Below are 21,833 nucleotides of genomic sequence, written 5' to 3' on the forward strand. Positions count from 1 at the left end.
ATTTAGTTATTAGATATTTTTACAAAAGAATTAATATATAGATTTAATGAATTTGAATTCATTAAATCATAAGAGAAGGGAGTAGGTGTTACCAAAATTTATTTAGGGTTTATAAATTATATTGGTAACAGAGTTGTTTGAAAATGGAATGTAAAAGAATTTATTTAGCATCACCTCATATGGGTGGATTAGAAAAAAAATTTATTGATGAGGCTTTTGAAACAAATTGGATTGCTCCACTAGGTAAAAATGTTGATGGGTTTGAAAAAGAAATTGCTGAATATGTTGGGTGTAAATCAGCAGTAGCACTATCTTCAGGAACTTCTGCTATTCATATGGCATTAAAATGTGTAGGCATAGAAAAAAATGATAAAGTCTTTTGCTCAAGTCTAACTTTCGCAGCAAGTGCGAATCCTATCATGTATGAAGGTGGAATACCTGTTTTTATTGATTCAGAAGAAGAAAGTTATAATATGTCACCAAAGGCTTTAAAGAAAGCTTTTGAAAAACATGCAGAAAAAGGACAACTTCCTAAGGCGGTTATAGTTGTTAATCTTTATGGACAAAGTGCAAATATGGATGAAATTAAAGTAATTTGTCATAAATATAATGTTCCAATAATAGAAGATGCGGCAGAATCATTAGGTGCTACATATAAAGGTAAAATGAGTGGAGCAATAGGTGATTATGGAATATTTTCATTTAACGGAAATAAAATAATAACAACTTCTGGTGGTGGAATGTTAGTTTCAAATAATGAAGTTATGATGCAAAAAACAAAGTTTTGGGTAACTCAATCAAGAGATAATGCAAGACATTATGAACATAGTGAATTAGGGTATAACTATAGAATGAGTAATATAGTAGCTGGTATAGGTAGAGGTCAGCTAAAAATATTAGAGCAAAGAATTTTAGAGAAGAAACATATATTTAATTCTTATAAAAATGGGTTTAAAGATATAAGTGAAATAGAAATGGCTCCCATATGTGAATATGGAGAATCTAACTATTGGTTAAGTGTAATTACGCTAAAAGAAGAAAGTAAGGTTAAGCCTTTAGATATAATTTTAGCATTAGAAAATGAAAATATAGAATCTAGACCAGTATGGAAACCAATGCATCTTCAACCTTATTATAAAGATTATGAATTCTTTAATCATAATGATGAAGGAATAAGTGTAGCAGAAGATATATTTAATAGAGGAATTTGTTTGCCTTCAGATACAAAAATGACTGAGGATGATATTCAAAAGGTTATTAAGATTATTAGAAATCTTTTCAGTAAGTAACAAAGGGTAAAATATATTAGATAGTAGGTGTACACAATGGTTAAGGGTAAAAAATTTGAACTTATAATAAAAAGAATTATGGATATAGTACTATCTCTTTCGGGATTAATACTATTATCACCAATTATATTATTTGTTGCAATTTTAGTTAGAATTAAATTAGGAAGTCCTATTTTCTTTACTCAAGAAAGAGTGGGTAAAAACAATAAAGTATTTAAGATGATTAAATTTAGAAGTATGAAGGATGGTAGAGATAAAAAGGGAAATTTACTACCAGACAAAGAAAGACTAACTAACTTTGGAAAGAAATTAAGAAGTAGTAGTTTAGATGAAATACCAGAACTTATAAACATATTAAAAGGAGATATGAGTTTAGTTGGTCCTAGACCATTGCTTGTAGAATATCTTGAGTTATATAGTGAAAGACAACTTAAAAGGCATGATGTTACACCTGGATTAACAGGTTTTGCTCAAATTAACGGCAGAAATTCAATTTCTTGGCATGATAAATTTGAACTAGATGTAGAGTATGTTGAAAAATGGTCTTTTATATTAGATTTAAAAATATTATTTTTAACTGTTTATAAGGTATTTAAAAAAGAAGGAATAAATCAAGAGGGAAATGTAACTATAGAGAAGTTTAATGGTTGCAATTAACTTTAATCATATAATTTAAGAGGTTTTAGGTAATGAAGGACATCATAATAATTGGGTCAGGTGGCGTTGGAAGAGAAGTAGTTTGGATTATAAACCAAATAAATAAAGAAGAACACAAATACAACATAGTTGGATTCATAGATGATGATAAAAATAAATGGGGCAAATCAATAAATGGAATTAAGGTTTTAGGGGGAGTAGACTTCCTAGAAAAATATAATGAAGAAATAGATACTTGTAAAAATACATATTTAGTAGTTGCTATGGCAAATTATAAAGTTAAAAAATTTATTATTGAGAGATTAGAAGATAAATTTTCCTTTGAAACTATAGTACATCCGTCCGTTTATATAGATGAAACTATTGAAATAGGAGATGGTACTATAATTTATCCAGGTGTAATAATGACTACCAATATAAAAGTTGGAAATCACGTTTTAATTAGTTCTAAATGTGGAATTGGTCATGATACTGTTATAAAAGATTATGTTTCATTATTATGGAATGTAAGTGTATCAGGCTTTGACACAATTGAAGAAGGTGTTTTGATGGGATCTGGATCAACGGTAATACAATCAAAAACAATAGGACAAGGTGCGGTTATTGGAGCTGGTGCTGTAGTTATAGATTATGTACCAGATAATACTACTTCTGTTGGAATACCAGCAAGAGTTTTAAGTAAAAGTGCTGTAGTATAGATAAACTACAATGTATTTAAGAATATATTAGTTAATATTTTAATTTATTTATAAAGCAGAAGCTCCATATTACTAGGTAATGTGGAGTTTTCTATTTATATGAAATTTAAGTTATATAAAACAAAAGATAAGAAAGGAAGTCAATTGGTGAAAAAGATACTTTATGTAACAACAGTTAGTAGAACTATTAATGCTTTTTTAATACCACATATAGAAGAGTTAATAAGAAAAGGATATAAGGTTGATTGTGCATGTTCTATTGATAAGGAGGTAGATAAAGGGTTAATAAAAAAAGGGGTTAAAGTTTTTGAAATACCTTTTAATAGAAATCCTTTAAGCTCAGAAAATGTAAAAGCATTTAAGCTTTTAGATAAAATTCAAAAAGAAAATAATTATGATATTGTTCATGTACATACTCCCATAGCATCTATATATGGAAGATTACTAAAGAAAAAACATCCAAAAATAAAAACAATTTATACAGCTCATGGATACCATTTTTTAAAGGGTGGTTCAAAGATAGCTTGGCTAACTTATTATCCAATAGAGAAATTTATGGCTAAATTTACAGATGTAACTATCAATATAAATGAAGAAGATTATAAAGTAACAAAGAAATTAATAAGACCTAAACAAAGTTATTTCGTTAAGGGGGTAGGGTTAGATTTAACTAAATACAAACCATTAAATAATGAAATTAAGAAAAATATAAGAAAAGAATTAGGGTTAACTTGGAATGACTTTATTATCATAATGATTGCAGAACTTAACGAAAATAAAAATCATATACAGTTAATAAAATCAATGGAGATTTTAAAAAATAGATTTCCAAACATAAAAGCATTATGCGTAGGCGATGGAGTTCTATCAGAAAAGTTAAAAGAAGAAATAGAGAAAAGAGCTTTAGGTAATAATGTAAAATTATTAGGATTTAGAAATGACATAAATAATCTTATAAACATAGCAGATATAGGAATACTACTTTCCTACAGAGAAGGACTACCAAGAAATATAATGGAACTTATGGCCAATGGAAAGAAAGTTATTGCCACAGACATAAGGGGAAATAGAGATTTAGTATGCAATAAAAATGTAGGAACTTTAGTTAAACTTGGAGATTATGAAGAAACAGCTAAAGCTATAGAAAATTATTATTTAAATAATAATAAAAATGTTGCAATACCAGATGAAATACACCCTTACGATGTAAGAAGAGTTACAAAAGAAATTTTAAAAATACATGAAAGTGTTTTGGAGGGATAAGCAAATGAAGTGTCTTCACATTTTACCAATGAATAAATTAAGTGGTGCTGAAAAAATGGCACTTATTATGTGTAAGAATATGAAAAAATTTGAGCCTATAGTAGTTTGTGGAGGAGAAACTTTAAAAAAAGTATTTGAAGATAAAGGCATAAAAACCTACGCTTTAAGTTTTTCAAATAAAAAACTATTTAGCACAATGAGAGATTTAAAAAACATAATAAAAGAAAATGAGATAAAAGTAATCCATGCCCATGATAATAATGCTTCATTAAAAGCATATATGGTAAAGAAAATATACTCATTAAATGTAAAAGTAATATCTCATATACATAACTGTTACCCATGGTTAAAAAATGATAGTAAAAATAAAAAGATAGACGGTTATATAAGACCTAAATATGATCACAACATAACTTGTGGAAAGGTAGTTTATGACTTTTATAAAGAACATACTAATTATCTTTATGAAAATAAAACAACTATATTATCTAATGCCATGGATATAGATGAAATAACTAAGGTAGATGTAAGTAAAAGCGAAGAAATAGTTAAAGAATTTAACATACCAAAAGATAAAAAAATAATTGGGTTCATTGGAAGATTGCATGAGCAAAAAGGAATTATTCCATTTATAAAAGAGTTTGCAAATTATAAGGAATATTTTAATGATTCAAAGATATTATTAGTTGGAAATGGAGAACAAGAGGAACAGGTTAAAAAGTTAATAAGGGAATTAAACTTAGAAGAATACTTTATACTAACAGGTTTCCAAGGAGATGTTTATAAATTCTATCCAATTATAGATATATTCTTTTTACCATCTCTATATGAAGGATTACCAATGGTTATTTTAGAAGCTATGGCATTTAAAAAAGCAATTGTTTCAATGAATGTAGGAAGTATAAGTGAAGTAATAAATAATGAAACAGGAATAATAATTAATGAAGGTGAGTACAAAGTCTTTATAGATAAATTAATAGAAATAAAGAACAATAAAGAAAGAATAAAAGCATATGGAGAAAATGCTTTTAAATTTATAGATGAAAATTACAATATACATTCTTATGTAGAAAAAATAGAGAAAAAATATTTAGAGCTACGAGAAGCAATATAAATTAAAAGTAAGGAGAAACTAAAGTGAAAAAACCATTATTAACAGTGTTCACTCCAGCATATAACAGAGGGTATACCATACATAAATGTTATGAAAGTTTAAAAAGACAAACTTTAAAGGATTTTACTTGGTTAGTAGTAGATGATGGTTCCACTGATAATACAAAAAATTTAATAAATCAGTGGATTAAGGAAGACAATGGGTTTGAAATAAAATATATATATCAAAAAAATCAAGGAATGCATGGAGCGCATAACACAGCTTATGAAAATATAGATACGGAGTTAAATGTGTGTATAGATTCAGATGATTATATGCCAGATTATGCAGTAGAGAAAATAAAGAATTTTTGGGAAAAAAATAAAAATGATAATTTGGCAGGAATAATAGCATTAGATGCCTATGAAAATGGGGAAGTAATAGGAAGTAAGTTTCCAGAACATTTAAAAAGGACAACTCTTTTTGAAATTAATAATACTTATAAAATTCCTGGAGATAAAAAATTAATATATAGAAGTGAGTTAACAAGAGATTATAAGTACCCATTGTTTGAAGGGGAGAGATATGTTGGACTTGCTTATAAATATTATAAAATAGATGAAAAATATGAAGTAGCAACAATGAATGAAAAAGTATGTATAGTTGAATATTTAGAAGATGGATCATCTAGAAATATGATAAAACAATACAAAAAAAATCCAAAGGGATTTGCCTTTTACAGAGTAGAAAATATGAAAAATTCAAAAGCAACATTAAAGTTTAAATTAAAAGAATGTGTTCATTATGTGGCAAGTTCTATTATAAGTAAAAATAAAAACTTTTTAAAAGAAGTTCCTTGTAAAATGCTTACTATATTAGCAATGCCTTTAGGATGGTTATTATATTTACACATAATTAAAAATACAAAAGAAGTATAGTTAGGAGTTTTGACAAAGTGGATGTTTTATTTTATACCCTTATAGCAACCTATATTATAGCTTTAATAGCTAGACTAACAAATACTAAATCAGGAAAAGCATCTATATTTTTTACTTTTGTACTTTCTGCTGTATTGATTTTAGTTGCAGGGTTAAGACATGGTATAGGAGACACAGTATTTTATGTTCATACCTATGAAATGCTTGGACCAGGGTTTAATGCACAGGGATATGAACCAGGTTTTTTAGCTTTAATGAAATTTTTAAAAAGTATATCTACAAACCCACAGGTTATGGTGTTTACATTAGCTTTAATAACAACTTCCCTTAATATCTGGACTTTAAGAAATTATAGTAAAAAAAATTACTTTGAGTTAGTTATTTTTATGTATATAGCATCAGGATATTATCTTGTTACCATGAATGCTTTAAGACAAGCTTTAGCCGCAGCAATAATATTTTCAGCCACACCTTTAATTTTAAAAGGTAAGATGAAAACCTATATGGCTGCAATAGCATTTGCAACCTTATTTCACAATTCATCAGTAATAATGATACCAGTTTACTTCATAGCTAGAACAGAAGCGTGGTCAAAAACCATAGGAAAACTATTAGCCGTTACATTAGTGGCAGTAGCTTTATTTAATCCAATTATGGACATTGTTTTTGGTTCCTTAAGTAATTCAAAATATGGGGCTTATGCTACAAACAATGAAGGTGGAGCAAACCTAATAAGAATAGCATTATTTGCAGTACCTGTTTTATTTGCATTTATAAAAAGAGAATCATTAAAAGAAAAATGGCCAGATAGTAATATATTTGTAAACATAAGTTTAGTTTGTTTCATAATAATGATGTTTTCTGCTTTCAATTGGGCTTTTGCTAGATTTACAGTAACCCTTCAACCATATTCTTTTATATTATTGCCTTATATAATAAAAAATTGCTTAGAACGATCTGAAAAACGATTGGTTTATTTAGGATTTTTAATAGGTTACTTAATATTTTTCTATTTTGAACATGGGGTAAGCTTAGGAATAGTATATAGAACAAAGTTCACCATTGAACAGCTATTTTATTATGTAGTTAATTAAGTGAACTATTCTATGATTAAGTAATTCTTAAAGTGATGGCTGTTTATAGATATAAACAATGTTATAAGTTAATTCCCATCCATATTGGGGTTATAAAAAATAAAGAACAAAAGATGTAAATAGGAGTTTAAATTTAAATGAGTGTTTCAAGTAATTTAAGAAAAAAAGTATTACATGTTGTTGGTGGTATGAATGTAGGTGGAACAGAAACTATGCTTATGAATTTATATAGAGAAGTTCATAAGGATATTCAATTTGATTTTATATCTTACTATAATAAAAAAGCTTACTATGATGAAGAAATAGAAGCTTTAGGAGGTAAAGTAATAAGATTAAATGCACCAAATAAAGTAGGCGCTATAAAGGCTATTAAAGATTTAATTAGAGTAATAAAAGAAGAGGGAGAGTATGAAGCTATTCATGCTCATACCCTGTTTAACTGTGGTATAGCTATGATAGCTGCATGGATGGCAGGAGTTAAAGTTAGAGTATCTCATGCCCATACTACTTTAGATAAAAAAGATAACTTTATAAAAAAAGTATATACAAACTCCATGATTAAAGTTATAAGAATTTTCTCCACAAATTTTTTAGCTTGTAGCCATAATGCAGGAAAATATTTATTTGGAGAGAGTATAGGAAAAAATAAAAAATATAAAAGATTACCTAATTACATAAATTACAAAAAAATAATAAATTGTAATGATAATAACAATTTAAGAAAAGAACTTGGACTAAAAAGGGATGACATATTAATAGGACATATAGGAAGATTTATGGATGCAAAAAATCATAAATTTATTATAGAAATAATGAGTTATTTAGTTAAAAAAAATAAAAAAATAAAGTGTGTTTTAGTAGGTCATGGACATTTAAAAAAAGAAATAGAAACACAAGTTAAATGTTATGAATTAGAAGAAAATATATTATTCTTAGGTATTAGAAATGATATACCAGAAATACTAAATAATTTAGATTTATTTTTATTTCCTTCAATTTATGAGGGGTTAGGATTAGTTTTATTAGAAGCACAAGCAGCAAGAATACCTTGTGTAGTTTCAGAAGCAATACAGCCAGAAGCTGATTTAGGGTTGGGATTATTTAAGATGCTTACACTAAAGGATGGAGTAGAAAAATGGAGTGAAACCATACTAAATTCTTTAAATTGTAATGAAAAAATAACAAAGGAACAAATAACAAAGAGATTTGAAATTGCAGGATATAATATAAAAACTATAACAAAGGAACTGATGAATATTTATAAAGTTAGTTATTAGTTATGATTAGGAGAAGACAAATGAAAAAAGTATTAATATCTTCATTTGATATGGAAGTTGGGGGAGTTGAAAGAAGTCTTATAAGTATGTTAGATAACTTAGACTATGAAAAAAACAATGTTGATTTAATGTTATATAGACATACAGGAGATTTTTTTAAGTTATTACCTAAAAAGCATACATTACTAAAGGAAGTAAAAGAGTATGCAACCTTTAGAAAATCCATATCTGAAGTATTTAAAGAAAAAAAAATTTCCCTGGGAATATGTAGACTTTTAGCAAAATTTAATGCAAACAAATTAGCTAAAAAAGAAAGTCTTAAAGAACCAGGTTGTGTTCAAATGCAGCTTATGTGGAAATATGCTATACCCTTTTTACCAAAATTAAAAGAAGAATATGACGTAGCCATAAGTTATCTTTGGCCACATTATTTTATAGCAGATAAGGTTAAGGCTAAAAAGAAAATAGCTTGGATACACACAGATTATTCAACCATAGATACACATATAGAAATAGACTTAGAAATGTGGAATAAATTTCATCATATCATAGCAGTTTCAGAAGAGTGTAAAAAGGCTTTTTTATCAAAATATCCAACATTAGAATCAAAGGTTAAGGTTATAGAAAATATAACTTCACCAGAATTTATCCACAAAATGTCTAATGAAAAAATAGAAGATTTTATAGAAGATAAAAAGAGCTTTAATTTAATAACAGTAGCAAGATTATCTCATGCTAAGGGAATAGATAATGCAGTAAAAGCATTAAAGAAAGTTCATAACAAAGGCTTAACAAATATAAAGTGGTATGTGGTAGGTTATGGTGGAGATGAAGTTATTATTAGAAAGCTTATAAAAGAAAATAATCTAGAAAATAGTTTTATTTTATTAGGAAAGAAGATAAATCCATATCCATATATAAAAGCATGTGACTTATATGTACAACCTTCTAGATATGAGGGAAAAGCAGTTACGGTAACAGAAGGTAAAATATTAGGAAAACCTGTTATCATAACAAACTACACTACTGCAAAAAGTCAGGTAGACCATGGGGTGGATGGATATATAACAGAGTTATCTATAAAAGGAATAGCAGATGGTATAGAAAAGCTATATAAAGATAAAGAACTAAGAAATAAATTAGCTGATAAATGTTTAAACACAAACTACGGAAATAAAGAAGAATTAGAAAAACTGTATTCCTTATTTTAAAAAAGTGAAGTGGAATTTCATATAAAAAAATATTTCATAAGAAATAAAAAACTAATAAGTAATATAAATTTATAGAATTACTAAAGAGGTTTGTTTAGGAAACTAATGGAAAATAAAAAGGAGTAAAAAATTATGAAAGTGTGTACAATTACCTGTCATGATGTTTATAACCATGGCGCATCCCTTCAAGCTTATGGACTTATGACTTATCTAAAGAATAATGGACATGATGTAGAAATTATAGATTATAAACCTAATTACTTAGGTAATTTATATAACATGCTTAGTGTGGATAATCCTAGATGGGAAAAAAACTTAATAACTAAGTGGGCATATATAACGCTAAAAGCACCAATTAAAATAAGAAGTTTAAAGAGAAAAAGAGCCTTTGACAAGTTCACTAAAGAAAGATTAAAGGTTACGGAGAGAACATATACAAACAATGAAGAACTAAAGGAAAATACACCCCAGGCAGATGCTTATCTTTGTGGAAGTGATCAAATTTGGAATAGTCTTCACAAAAATGGAAGAGATCCAGCTTTTTACTTAGACTTTGTTCCAGATAATAAAATTAAAGCATCCTATGCAGCAAGCATGGCAATAGATAAAGTACCTGATGAATGTGTGGATTTAGTTAAGAGTAAAGTAAGTAGATTAGATAAAGTGGCATTAAGAGAATCAAGTGGTGTTAGAGTATTAAAAGGATTAGGAATAGATAATGCTATACAAGTAGTAGACCCAGCATTACTACTAGACCATAAGGAATGGAGTAAAATTAGTGAGTGTAAATTTAATGAGAAATTTATACTAGTATATGATTTTGACAGAAGTTCAGTAATTGAAAAAGTAGCAAAGGATATTGCAAAAGCTAAAGGATATAAAATATACACACTAAATATAGATAAACCAGATTATTCAGATAAATCCTTTAGGTATAGTGGACCACAAACTTTTATATCCCTTGTAAAACATGCAGAATTTGTAGTGTCTAACTCCTTCCATGCAGCTATATTCTCACTAATATTTAAGAAAAATTTCAACATAGTAAATAGAACAGAAGCCATAAACACAAGAATGAGAGATTTATTAACAGATTTAAATATAGGTGAAAGATTAATAGGTGCTGATTATAAGGTAGAAGAGTTAATTAAGGATATTGATTACTCAAAGGTAGACAAAATTCTTAATGAAAAAATAGAGTTTTCTAAAAAATATTTAGAAGAATTACTAGCATAAAGAGGATAAAAAAATGAAAAAAAAAATACTATTTCTAATAGATTCATTACATAGTGGTGGAGCAGAAAAAAGTTTAGTATCCTTATTAAATTTATTAGATTATACCCAATATGATGTGGATTTAATGTTAATAAGTAAATCAGGATTATATTTATCTTTAGTTCCTGATGAAGTAACTATAATAGAGCCACCAAGATTTTTTTCTAGTGGAAAATCTATAAAAAATATAAAAGAGTTAAAGTATATGTTAACTAAATTAAAGTATTCAGCATACTTAAGAATGCCACTAAAGAAAAAAAAATTACATAAAGCACAAGAGAATTGGAAGTTTATATCTAGTTCAATAGAAACTATAGAAAAAGAGTATGATGTAGCAATAGCCTACAGTCAAGGGCTACCTACTTATGTGGTAAGCAGTAGAGTTAAGGCTAAAAAGAAATACTGCTGGATAAATACAAATTATAAAGAAGCAGGATATTCAAAAGATTTTGATGTTAAATACTATGAAGAGTTTCATGGAATAAATTTAGTATCCCATGAGGCAAAAGAGATTTTTTTAGAAGTTTATCCACAGTTTAAGGAAAAAGTATCAATTATTTATGATATTATTCCACATAATTTAATAAAAAAAATGGCAGAAGAACAGGTACAATTAGCAGAAGAAAATTTTAAAGGAACTACTATCTTAACCATAGGAAGATTGGTTCATACAAAAGGATATGATATGGCCATAGAAGCAGCTAAAAAGCTTAAAGATAATGGAATTGAATTTAGATGGTATGTAATAGGAGAAGGAATCTTAAAGAATGAGTTAATTAGTATCATTGAAGAAAATGGATTACAAAAAGAATTCAAACTTTTAGGGACTTTCACTAATCCATATCCTTATATAAAAAATTGTGATATATATTGTCAGCCATCTAGATTTGAAGGGTTTGGAATGGCAATAGCAGAAGCTAAAATATTAGGAAAACCTGTAATAGCAACTAATTTTGAAACAGTAAAAAATCAAATAAATCATGGAGTAAATGGATTAGTTGTAAAAATGGATGGAATGAATATTTTTAGAGGTATTAAGTATTTAATAATGGATGAATTTTTCTATAGAAATGTACAAGATAATCTTATTAAAGAAAATTTAGGAACAGAAAGTGAAATAAATAAGATAAACCAACTATTAAATTAATAGTAATTATAAATTAGTTTTAGGAGAAACCAATGAAAAATATAGTTTTTATGATTATAAACATGAATGTAGGGGGAACAGAGAAAGCATTACTTACAATGCTTAATGAATTACCTAAAGATAAATATCATGTTACAGTTTTAATGTTAGAGAAGTCAGGTGAATTTTTAAAATACATACCTAATTGGGTTAATGTAAGAGTTTTAGAAGAGTATAAAGAATTAAAACCATACATACAAGAACCACCAAAGCACTTAGCTAAAAAGTTATTTAAAGAAAAGAAGTATATTAAAGGAATAAAGCTTTTAATTAGTTATGGAATTTCAAAAATTAAAAAGGATAACTCTTATTATTATAAGCATATATTAAAGGATATTAAACCTATAGATCATTTATATGATGTGGCTGTAGCTTATGCTGGTCCAATGGAATTTATTACATACTTCATTGCAAACAAAATAAATGCTAAGAAAAAGCTTCAATGGATTCACTTTGATGTAACTAAAATAGGTTTTAACAAGAATTTTGCAAAGAATATATATACAAAGTTTCATAAGATTTTTGTTGTTTCTAAGGAAGCAAAGAAGTCTCTTATAAATGAAATACCAGAATTAGAGGGAAAAACAGAAGAATTTTTCAACATTGTATCTTCAGATTTAGTTAAGAAAATGGCTAATGAAGGAGAATCTTTCAATGATGGTTTTGAGGGAATGAGAATACTTACAGTAGGAAGATTAGCTAAACAAAAGGGTCAAGATTTAACTATTCCTGTTTTAGCTAGACTAAAGGCTGATGGATATAAGGTTAGATGGTATTGTATTGGTGAAGGTTCAGCAAGAACTGAATATGAAGAAATCATAGAGGATTTAGGGGTTAAAGAAGACTATGTACTTATGGGAGCACATGCTAACCCATACCCATATGTTAGAGATTGTGATATGTATGTTCAATCATCTCGTCATGAGGGGTATTGTATAACAGTAGCAGAAGCTAGATGTTTTGATAATCCTATAATATCAAGTAAATTTACAGGAGCAGCAGAGCAAATAGAGCATGAGAAAAATGGTCTTTTAGTTAATCTTAATAGTGAAGAAATGTATGAAGCAATTAAAAGACTTATACATTGTGAAGATTTAAAAAATACTATAAAAAGTAACTTAAATCATAACATTGATACAACTAAAGAAATTGAAAAACTAAATAAAGTAGCAGAATTAGCTTAATGAGGACAAACTAATGAAGAAAGTATTATTTATGGTAAGTAGTATGAAGATAGGTGGGGTAGAAAAATCCCTACTTTCTTTATTATCTGTTATACCTAAAGATAAATATGAAGTAACAATTTTAATGCTTGAAAAAAAAGGTGGTTTCTTAGATAAATTACCACAATGGGTAAAGGTTGAAGAGGTTCAATGGTTTAAAAAGATAAAGCCAATAATTATGCAACCTCCAAAGGAAACCATAAAATCCTACATAAAAAATAAAGAATACTTTAAAATACTCCCATTTATTTATTCTTATTTTATGTCTGAAAAAAAGAATGATAGACACATTTATTATAAACATGTATTTACTCATGTACCAAAACATAAAGAAGAATATGATGTGGCAATAGCCTATGCAGGACCAACAGATGTTATAGACTATTATATAGCCCATAAAATTAAAGCAAAAAAGAAAATTTCATGGATTCATTTTGATATTTCTAAGCATAAAGTTAATTCAAAGTTATATACAAAATTATATGAAAAATTTCATAAGATTTTTGTAGTGTCAAAGGAAGCAAAAATTCATTTAGACAATATAATACCAAAAGCTAAACATAAAACGGAAACTTTTTTAAACATAGTATCAAAAACTTTAATTAATAATATGTCAAAAGAAAAAATAGATATGGATGAAAGCTTTAATGGTATTAAGGTTGTAACTGTAGGAAGATTGTCAAAGGAAAAGGGACAAGACCTTGCCATAAAGGCACTACATAAACTTAAAAAAGAAGGTTATAAAGTAAAATGGTATTGTGTTGGAGAAGGCCCAGCAAGAAATGAGTATGAAAATCTAATAGAAGAATTAAACTTAGAAAATGAGTTTATTCTTTTAGGAGCTACCAACAATCCATATCCTTATATAGCTAAAAGTGATATATATGTTCAAACTTCAAGGCATGAAGGCTTTTGTCTTACTTTAGCAGAAGCTAAATGTTTAAATAAGCCCATAGTAACTACAGACTTTACTGGAGCTAAAGAGCAGATTAATCATGGAGAAAATGGATATATTGTTTCTTGTGATGAGAATGAATTATATAAAGAAATTAAAGTTTTAATTGAAGATATAGAAAAGAGAAAAAGCTTTGAAAAAGCATTATCATTAGAACACTTTGATACAACTACAGAAGTAAACAAACTTTACCAAGCTATTGGTTAGATGAAAATAGTTTTATATTTTAAAAGTTAATTTACTAAAAAATAAACTGAAGATGAAGAGGGTGATGTTTTGAGAACTAAACATGCTTTGAAGAATATATCCATAAGTATATTCTCGCAGATAATTATAATTTTATTAGGTTTTGTTTCAAGAAAGATTTTTTTAGATAATTTAGGTGCAGAATACTTAGGAGTAAATGGACTACTTACAAATATTCTTTCCATAATAATTTTAATAGAAGGGGGGATAGGGGGAAGTATAGTTTATAACCTATACAAACCTTTAGCAGAAAATGATCATGAAAAAGTAGCAGCTTTAGTTCAACTATATAAAAAAGCTTATTTAGTTTTAGCTATTATTATATTAGTTATAAGCTGCGCTTTATATCCTTTCTTAGGAATGCTTATGAAGGGTGGAAGTACCATTCCTGGAATGGCTATAGTGTATTTTATATTTGTAGCTAAAAATATGGCTTTATATATAAATTCTCATAGAGTAGCTTTAATAAACGCAGATCAAAGAGGGTATGTGTTAGCAAGAATAAATCTTATATTTCAAATATTAACAACAGTAACTAAAATAGCAATTTTAGTAGTAACTAAAAGTTATATACTATATCTATTAGTAGAATTAGTGATATTTTTAATACAAACTATAATAAGTGCCATTATAGTAGAAAAAAAATATCCATACATAAATGAACAAAAATGCATAATAGATGTGGAAACTAAAGAAAACATAACTAAGAATGTAAAGGCAATGTTTCTACATAACATAGGCGGATATTGTGTTTTTGGAACAGATAATATTCTTATATCTTCCTTTGTAGGTGTTATAGCAGTAGGACTTTATTCTAACTACACCATGATAATTGGACAACTATCTTCACTAATAACTCCAATAATATCAGGTATAGGAGCAGGGGTTGGTAACTTAATAGCTACAGAAAGTAAAGAAAAGAATTATTCCATATTTAAAATAACTTACTTTATAAGTTTTTGGATACATTCATTCTGTGTAATTTTCCTATACAACCTAATAGAACCATTTATAAGCTGGTGGATAGGAGCTAGTTATTTACTAGATAAATTTACTTTTATAGTTATACTCTTAAACTTTTATTTAATGGGCATGAGATTAGCCATAAGTACCTTTAAAAATAAAGCAGGTTTATTTGTTCAAGATAAATATGCACCTTTATTAGAAGGATTAATAAATTTAATAGCTTCTATAATATTAGTTAAATATTTAGGGTTAGTAGGTATATTTATTGGTACAACCATAAGTACTTTAAGTATAGTTTTTTGGAATCAACCACGTATAGTGTATAAACATGTTTTCAAAGTTCCACTAATATCATACTTCAATAAATATGCCATATATGGAGCATTAACAATAATAGTAGGATTTATCACAACCTTTGCATGTAATAGTGTGGTAAGTTTAGATAATTTCACTTTTATATCTTTAATAATAAGAGGAGTAATATGCCTTGTAGTTCCAAACTTAATATATTTTATATTGTTCTTTAAAACTGAAGAATTTCAATATTTATGGCAGAATATCTTTAAAAATATCTTTGTTAAATTAAAAGTAAAAGTATCTTTCTAATTATTCTATGAAAAGAAGTGTGAAGATTTAAATGAATTTTCATGCTTCTAATATTTAAAAAGCACATTAAAAATTAAAGTCTTCAAAAAGTAAAAATGATATACCTAAGATATATTTAAAGGTATATTATTTTTTTCGCAATAAAATGTTAAATAAAGTTTCATTAAGTTAAGAAGAAACTTTAATTTTTATAATAAAGATGATTTTTAGATACTATAGTAAAAAAAATAATAAAGTGGAATTATTGTTAAAATATTGTAATAAAACAGGTTTATAATGTAAAGAAACTATGGTATTTAAACCAAAAATAAAGTATAGTGGTTTTTGCATAGTTTTTGAATTTTATATAGACATAGGAGGGAAAATAGTGAACAAGAAGAAAAAACCATTGAGCAAGAAAAAACAAAAGTTAAGACGAAAGAAGCAAGTAGTAAGAATACTATCAGCGGCAGTTTTATTAGGTGTTATTTGTGCTGGTCCTTATTACGTAGGAAAAAAGTATTTCTTTGATAAGGATGTAGATGCTAGTCAAGAAATAAATAAGAGTTATACTGTAGAGTTAAGTAGATTTAAAATAAAAAATAATGGAACGGACCCAATTCAAACATCTAAAGGAATTAATGAAGCTTTAGAATATGCTAAAGGGAAAGGTTATAAAGAAATAGTTTTTCCTAAAGGAACATATCTAATAGATGAAAAAAATCCTGTAACCATAGATGTTAAAGATATGGTTATAAACTTAAATGATTCTACATTTCAAATAAACACTAATGGACAAGAAAAATACTACACAGTGGTATTTAAAGATGGTGCTGAAAATGTTAGATTAACTAATGGAACTATTAGAGGAGATAGGGATACCCATGACTACAAAACTATAAAAACACCTCATGAATGGGGACATGGTTTAGTATTTGATGGAGGACAAAATCTAGATGTAGATCATTTAACTATTACTAATGTTACTGGTTATGGTGTATATACTAGAAGTGGAAATGATGCAAATAGATTTGATGCTATAAAATTTGAAAACTTAGAAAGTGGAAATATATCAGATGATGGAATATCAGTAGATGATGGAAATAGCATAAGAACAAAAGAAGCTTACGATATAAGCAAAGTTGGCGGAAAGTTTGAATTAGGCTATACATTAGGCTATCAAGGATATCCAAGTTTTAAAAATAAAGAATATACTGCATATTTCTATGATAAAGATAATAAGTTCTTAGAAAAAAAAGATTGCATACAATTTAAGAAGACAGAAGTTCCTAAAGATGCTGTATATGTAAAATTTGCATTTCCTCAAAGTGAAGTAGTAGAAGCACCAGTGGCAGCAGCATGGATTTCTAATTTTAAACCACCTACAAATGTAAAACTAATGAACTGTGATATAAAGAAAAATAGAAGTTTAGGACTCGGCTTCTGTGGTGGACAAGATTGGAGAATTGAAGGTAATACTTTTGAAGATAATGGTGGAAATGCACCAGGTTTTGCAGTGGATTTTGAAGATGGATGGAATTTAATGCAAAATGTAACCTTCAAAAATAATGTATTTAAAAACAATCACGGTGATTTAACATCAGCAGCTGGAGATAATTTTGTATTTGAAGGAAATGACTTTACAAATACAGTTTACATATGGCATAGAACTACTGATTATAAAATATTAAATAATGAGTTTAACAATTCAAAGGTAACTTATGAATATTCAACTCCTTTTGAAACTAGAGGAAATACTTATAATAATAGTGAATTAAGATTAAAAGCAAAAGAAGGAACTGAAGTTAATCCATTAATACATAAAGAAATATTTATAAATAGTAGTATAGAAAAAATGGCTCCAAATGAACAAGTTATAGATTCAGATATAAGAGGTACTAAAGGGGCGAGTATAAGATTAGCAGGTAACATAAAAAAATGTAATATAAATGTTAAAAAATCATATTTAATGGGTGACTTAGATGAGTGTAACATAGAAGGAAGCGAACTTAGTGTATTAGAAGATAGTAAAATAACTAATGGAACTATAAAAGATTCACAAATACTTAACCATGGAAGAACTGGTACTATAGCTTTAATAAATAATAAAATAAATAATAGCCAAGTACTATTAAATACATGGGGCAGTCATACTATATTAGATATTGAAAATAATGAAATAAATATGGATAAAGATTCATTTATAAAACTTTCAGCAGGAAAAATGAAAGATTTATTATTTAAGAATAATGCAGTAAATAATACCAGTGATAAAAAGCCAGTATTAAATATGTATGATACAACTTATAGTCAGCCAAATGGAAATGCAACTATAGAGGGAAATACATTTACTCAAACAAAATACCCTTATGTATTTGATGGCGTAAATATAAAAAGTGGAATATTTAACTTTGATGCTAAGGATAATACTCTAAACAATTGTGAAATAATAAATGAAAAATATAATAAAAATCCGAACTTTAACATGACAATTTCATAGAAATGCAATAAAAAACAATAATAGAGTAATTTTATGAAGTGGTTTAATAAAACTGTAAAAGTTGTGAAAATAAGGAGATTAAATCTTTAAGTTCACAACTTTTTTTTAGTATAATTATTCAAATAAAAAATAAATTTACAGTTTTTGAATAAATTTTATGTGAAAATAGTTTTAAAAAGAAAATAAGTAAAAATTATCAATAAAAAAGTAAAAAAATCAAACAAATTTATAGTGAAAACATATACAAAAAGTTCGGATTATAGTGTATAATATAAATATGAAAATGTAAAAAATATAAATGTCAAATTTAAGGGACATGAAATAGGTAGAGGTGATTAATAATGGACAAGAAAATTGCTTCAACAATAATAGCAACAGCTATTGCTGTTAATAATATCTCTACTACAACCGTTTTAAGTAAACCTATTACAACAAGGACTAGAATGTTAAAGCATAACGAAAATAGTGAAAAGGTTTACGGATTGAACAATAATTTAGAGCAAACCTTTAAAGAAAATGTTTTAGATGTAGTAGAGTTTGAAAGCAATGTATTTAATGAAGGAGAATTTATTTCTTTAATTAAAGAAGGAACAATTGATGTTGTAAAATTAGATAGAGATTTAGATTTAACATCCTTTAAAGATGAAGAAATGATAGTTACAGCTCAGGGACTTACTATTGATGGCGGAGGAAAATCCATAATTTTACCAGCTTTTTATGAAGAGTTAAATAAAAAATGCTTTACTATAAAAGGCAATGATGTAATCATAAAAAATGTTAATTTTATAGTGAAAAATAAAAATAGTAGATTTTCAGGTTCCAAGTGTGATGCCATAAATATAGTAGCAGATGGAGTACAACTTAAAAATATTAATATTCAAAGCGAAGATGGAAGAGGTATTAACATTTATAATTGTAAAGATGTAATTTTAGATAATGTTAATATTAAAACTTCTAAGGAATATAAATCAGCATTAAAAATTGATAATGGAAATGTTAAATTAAAAAATTTAAATATAAATAATGACAAAGGTATTGGTATTGAGGTAGTTGGTAGACAAGCTAAGGTTAATATTGAAGATAGTCTACAAATAAATTCTAATATAAATATAAGAGCACAAAAAAGAGATGGAGCTGAAATACTTTGCAATAATCAACAAATAGCATTGCAAGAAAAATTCTTTGGTTATGAAATATATAAAGCAATAAAGCCTAAAGAGTTTGTAAAAAGTGAAGAAGAATTTTTATCACTTATAAATAATCCTAATGTGGATAAGCTAATATTAAAAACTAATTTGGATTTAAGAAAATATGAAAAGGCTTTAATTTTAAGAGCTATGAGTAACGTGATTATAAATGAAAATCAGTATCACATATCTTTTCTTTAAAAGTCTTTTTAAGAAGTACTATACAAAACTGCCATGTATAAAATCAACTAAGCACAATCTTTGTTGTTTAGTTGATTTTTTTACTGAATATTTACTTAAAAAATAATAATTTTTAAGTAAAATTTAGAAAAATTATACTAGAGAAATATAATAAAAATAAGGTAAAATAATAATAGGGTAATGGTTAATTTAGGAGTAAAAATACTGTTAATTATTGAATAAAGAAATTAGGGGTTCTATTAGTTTAACAAAGGAAAAAATTATTAATTCAATTATGTGACCATACTGGTAAATGGCATTTAAACACATATGAATAAAAAAAATTATTAGTATTGTCAATAATATTAATTGGAGGATTTGTTTTGGGTAAAAAAAATATAACAAGAATAATTGATAGTTTTATAGAAAGTGATAGAAAAGAAACAATAATAAATGAAGAAAAAATAAAAGAATATGAATACTATATAAAATCATCTAAAGTAGATTTATTAACAGGCATTTATAATGAATATGCTTTAGAAGATTTAATGGATATTTATAAAGAAAACTATACATTTTTATTCATAGACATAAATAAATTAAAATATGTAAATATGTACTATGGTCAACTTAAAGGGGATGAATTATTAAAAGAATTAGCTTCTTATTTAATAGATTTATCAAAAGAAATTAAGGTTGCTTTTAGGTTTTGTAGGTATGAAAGTGATGAATTTATAATATGTATAGGTACTACAAATGATTGTGAAATAAAAAGTGTAATTAAATATTTAAAAGAGTTTAGTAAAAAAGATATTATTTGTGAAATGAATATAACTCTTAGAATTATAGCTATAAAAAATAAATATAATCTTTCATTAAAAAAATTAATAGCTTATGTAGAATACTTATTAGAAGATAACTCCATAGGATTAGGAGAAGATTATAATAATATAATTCAAGATGAAAAGAATTTATATAGGTATTATTGTATGGCTGAAAGATTAAATAAAGAAGTAAAATATTTAGGTGAATTAGGAGAAATATATGTGGTTTTTCAACCTCAATTTGAACTTAAAACTAAAAGTATTGTGGGGTATGAGGTACTATGTAGATGGAACCATGAAAAAATAGGAGAAATTTTTCCTAAAGAATTTTTAAGTTTTTTTAAAGCTAACAATAGAATGTATGAATTAGATATATTTATATTTGAAGAAGCTTTAAAATTTCAAAAGAAATTAGAATCAATGAAATTTTACCAACGTTGTTCTATAAATGTAAGTATAGTAACTTTAAAAAATAATAATTTTATAAATGATATTAGTAAATTAATAAAAAAATATGAAGTGGATGCAAGTAAAATAACCATAGAGCTAATAGAAGAATTAGCCTTAGAAGAAAAAGATACTATAAAGAATTTATTAAAAAACATTAAAGATAATGGAATGAACATTTCTATAGATGATTTTGGAACAGGATATTCATCTTTAAGTAGATTATATTTAGTACCCTTTGATGAATTAAAAATACCTAGAGAATTTTTAATGAATTCATTAACTGATGGAAAGCAATTAAAAATATTAAAAACAATTTCTAATTTAGCTAAAGTATTAAACTTAAGTACTGTGGTAGAAGGAGTTGAAACTTTAGAACAATATGAACTTATAAAAACTTTAGGTTTTAATTATTCACAGGGATTTTTTCACTCTAAACCTTTAAAGAAAAATGAGTATTTAATATTTATAAAAGAATTTTCATAAATATATGATTTTAAAAGAAATTTTTCATTTATATTAGTGTAACTTAAAGTTTACTAATATAAATTGAGAATTTTTTTTTTGTTTAAAATTGATATTTTGTAAAAAAACAAAATATTATGTAAGAAAAATTTAACTTTTTTTGAACAAAATATAAGTAATATGAAAATAAATATTGTAATTAATTAAAAATAATTGATAAAATGTAATTAAATGCAAAAATAATTAAAGTTTTAAATAATATGAAAAAATTTTT

At 26.3% G+C, this 21,833-nt stretch carries 17 protein-coding genes; all 17 read left to right on the forward strand.

The window, feature by feature from the left end:
* Nucleotides 1–143 precede the first annotated feature (143 nt).
* The 17 genes from GBZ86_RS00625 (at nt 144) to GBZ86_RS00705 (ending at nt 21,580) form a co-directional block, all read left to right on the forward strand.
* Nucleotides 144–1,289: a DegT/DnrJ/EryC1/StrS family aminotransferase gene (locus GBZ86_RS00625; RefSeq protein ID WP_152886754.1), complete on the forward strand. Its 1,146-nt coding sequence runs from the start codon at nt 144–146 to the stop codon at nt 1,287–1,289.
* A 36-nt stretch (nt 1,290–1,325) separates the two neighbouring features.
* On the forward strand, nt 1,326–1,946 hold the full coding sequence (locus GBZ86_RS00630) for a sugar transferase (RefSeq protein ID WP_152886757.1): 621 nt from the start codon (nt 1,326–1,328) through the stop codon (nt 1,944–1,946).
* A gap of 32 nt (nt 1,947–1,978) precedes the next feature.
* Complete coding sequence (locus GBZ86_RS00635) at nt 1,979–2,644, forward strand: acetyltransferase (protein WP_152886759.1); 666 nt, start codon at nt 1,979–1,981, stop codon at nt 2,642–2,644.
* Between the two features lie 99 nt (nt 2,645–2,743).
* Complete coding sequence (locus tag GBZ86_RS00640) at nt 2,744–3,907, forward strand: glycosyltransferase family 4 protein (protein ID WP_152886761.1); 1,164 nt, start codon at nt 2,744–2,746, stop codon at nt 3,905–3,907.
* Between the two features lie 4 nt (nt 3,908–3,911).
* Complete coding sequence (locus tag GBZ86_RS00645) at nt 3,912–5,021, forward strand: glycosyltransferase (RefSeq protein WP_152886762.1); 1,110 nt, start codon at nt 3,912–3,914, stop codon at nt 5,019–5,021.
* A 23-nt stretch (nt 5,022–5,044) separates the two neighbouring features.
* Nucleotides 5,045–5,938: a glycosyltransferase family 2 protein gene (locus tag GBZ86_RS00650; protein ID WP_327443409.1), complete on the forward strand. Its 894-nt coding sequence runs from the start codon at nt 5,045–5,047 to the stop codon at nt 5,936–5,938.
* Between the two features lie 17 nt (nt 5,939–5,955).
* A complete protein-coding gene (locus tag GBZ86_RS00655; RefSeq protein ID WP_327443411.1) occupies nt 5,956–7,032 on the forward strand; it encodes an EpsG family protein in 1,077 nt (358 codons plus the stop codon).
* A gap of 137 nt (nt 7,033–7,169) precedes the next feature.
* Nucleotides 7,170–8,309, forward strand: coding sequence for a glycosyltransferase family 1 protein (locus GBZ86_RS00660; RefSeq protein WP_152886764.1), 1,140 nt, complete (start codon nt 7,170–7,172; stop codon nt 8,307–8,309).
* Between the two features lie 20 nt (nt 8,310–8,329).
* Nucleotides 8,330–9,520 carry a glycosyltransferase gene (locus GBZ86_RS00665; RefSeq protein WP_152886766.1) on the forward strand — a complete coding sequence of 397 codons (1,191 nt, stop codon included), beginning with the start codon at nt 8,330–8,332 and terminating at the stop codon, nt 9,518–9,520.
* 132 nt (nt 9,521–9,652) lie between these two features.
* Complete coding sequence (locus GBZ86_RS00670; protein WP_152886768.1) at nt 9,653–10,756, forward strand: polysaccharide pyruvyl transferase family protein; 1,104 nt, start codon at nt 9,653–9,655, stop codon at nt 10,754–10,756.
* A 13-nt stretch (nt 10,757–10,769) separates the two neighbouring features.
* On the forward strand, nt 10,770–11,942 hold the full coding sequence (locus GBZ86_RS00675; RefSeq protein ID WP_152886770.1) for a glycosyltransferase: 1,173 nt from the start codon (nt 10,770–10,772) through the stop codon (nt 11,940–11,942).
* 32 nt (nt 11,943–11,974) lie between these two features.
* Nucleotides 11,975–13,165 (forward strand): glycosyltransferase, encoded by a 1,191-nt coding sequence (locus GBZ86_RS00680; RefSeq protein ID WP_152886773.1) that lies wholly within the window; start codon nt 11,975–11,977, stop codon nt 13,163–13,165.
* Nucleotides 13,166–13,178: 13 nt separating this feature from the next.
* Nucleotides 13,179–14,366 (forward strand): glycosyltransferase, encoded by a 1,188-nt coding sequence (locus GBZ86_RS00685; RefSeq protein ID WP_152886775.1) that lies wholly within the window; start codon nt 13,179–13,181, stop codon nt 14,364–14,366.
* A gap of 69 nt (nt 14,367–14,435) precedes the next feature.
* Nucleotides 14,436–15,977: a lipopolysaccharide biosynthesis protein gene (locus tag GBZ86_RS00690; RefSeq protein ID WP_152886777.1), complete on the forward strand. Its 1,542-nt coding sequence runs from the start codon at nt 14,436–14,438 to the stop codon at nt 15,975–15,977.
* Between the two features lie 367 nt (nt 15,978–16,344).
* Entirely contained in the window at nt 16,345–18,456 is a 2,112-nt protein-coding gene (locus GBZ86_RS18370; RefSeq protein WP_170272125.1) for a right-handed parallel beta-helix repeat-containing protein, read from the forward strand.
* Nucleotides 18,457–18,797: 341 nt separating this feature from the next.
* Complete coding sequence (locus GBZ86_RS00700; RefSeq protein WP_152886781.1) at nt 18,798–19,844, forward strand: hypothetical protein; 1,047 nt, start codon at nt 18,798–18,800, stop codon at nt 19,842–19,844.
* Nucleotides 19,845–20,206: 362 nt separating this feature from the next.
* A complete protein-coding gene (locus GBZ86_RS00705) occupies nt 20,207–21,580 on the forward strand; it encodes a GGDEF domain-containing phosphodiesterase (RefSeq protein WP_170272126.1) in 1,374 nt (457 codons plus the stop codon).
* Nucleotides 21,581–21,833: the final 253 nt, after the last annotated feature.

Source organism: Clostridium tarantellae (assembly GCF_009295725.1).
GTDB lineage: Bacteria > Bacillota > Clostridia > Clostridiales > Clostridiaceae > Sarcina > Sarcina tarantellae.

What these genes read in the sequence shown, in the direction of transcription:
- GBZ86_RS00625 (WP_152886754.1), top strand. Translation starts at nt 144, where the DNA reads ATGGAATGTAAAAGAATTTATTTAGCATCACCTCATATGGGTGGATTA.
- GBZ86_RS00630 (WP_152886757.1), top strand. Translation starts at nt 1,326, where the DNA reads ATGGTTAAGGGTAAAAAATTTGAACTTATAATAAAAAGAATTATGGAT.
- GBZ86_RS00635 (WP_152886759.1), top strand. Translation starts at nt 1,979, where the DNA reads ATGAAGGACATCATAATAATTGGGTCAGGTGGCGTTGGAAGAGAAGTA.
- GBZ86_RS00640 (WP_152886761.1), top strand. Translation starts at nt 2,744, where the DNA reads ATGAAATTTAAGTTATATAAAACAAAAGATAAGAAAGGAAGTCAATTG.
- GBZ86_RS00645 (WP_152886762.1), top strand. Translation starts at nt 3,912, where the DNA reads ATGAAGTGTCTTCACATTTTACCAATGAATAAATTAAGTGGTGCTGAA.
- GBZ86_RS00660 (WP_152886764.1), top strand. Translation starts at nt 7,170, where the DNA reads ATGAGTGTTTCAAGTAATTTAAGAAAAAAAGTATTACATGTTGTTGGT.
- GBZ86_RS00665 (WP_152886766.1), top strand. Translation starts at nt 8,330, where the DNA reads ATGAAAAAAGTATTAATATCTTCATTTGATATGGAAGTTGGGGGAGTT.
- GBZ86_RS00670 (WP_152886768.1), top strand. Translation starts at nt 9,653, where the DNA reads ATGAAAGTGTGTACAATTACCTGTCATGATGTTTATAACCATGGCGCA.
- GBZ86_RS00675 (WP_152886770.1), top strand. Translation starts at nt 10,770, where the DNA reads ATGAAAAAAAAAATACTATTTCTAATAGATTCATTACATAGTGGTGGA.
- GBZ86_RS00680 (WP_152886773.1), top strand. Translation starts at nt 11,975, where the DNA reads ATGAAAAATATAGTTTTTATGATTATAAACATGAATGTAGGGGGAACA.
- GBZ86_RS00685 (WP_152886775.1), top strand. Translation starts at nt 13,179, where the DNA reads ATGAAGAAAGTATTATTTATGGTAAGTAGTATGAAGATAGGTGGGGTA.
- GBZ86_RS00700 (WP_152886781.1), top strand. Translation starts at nt 18,798, where the DNA reads ATGGACAAGAAAATTGCTTCAACAATAATAGCAACAGCTATTGCTGTT.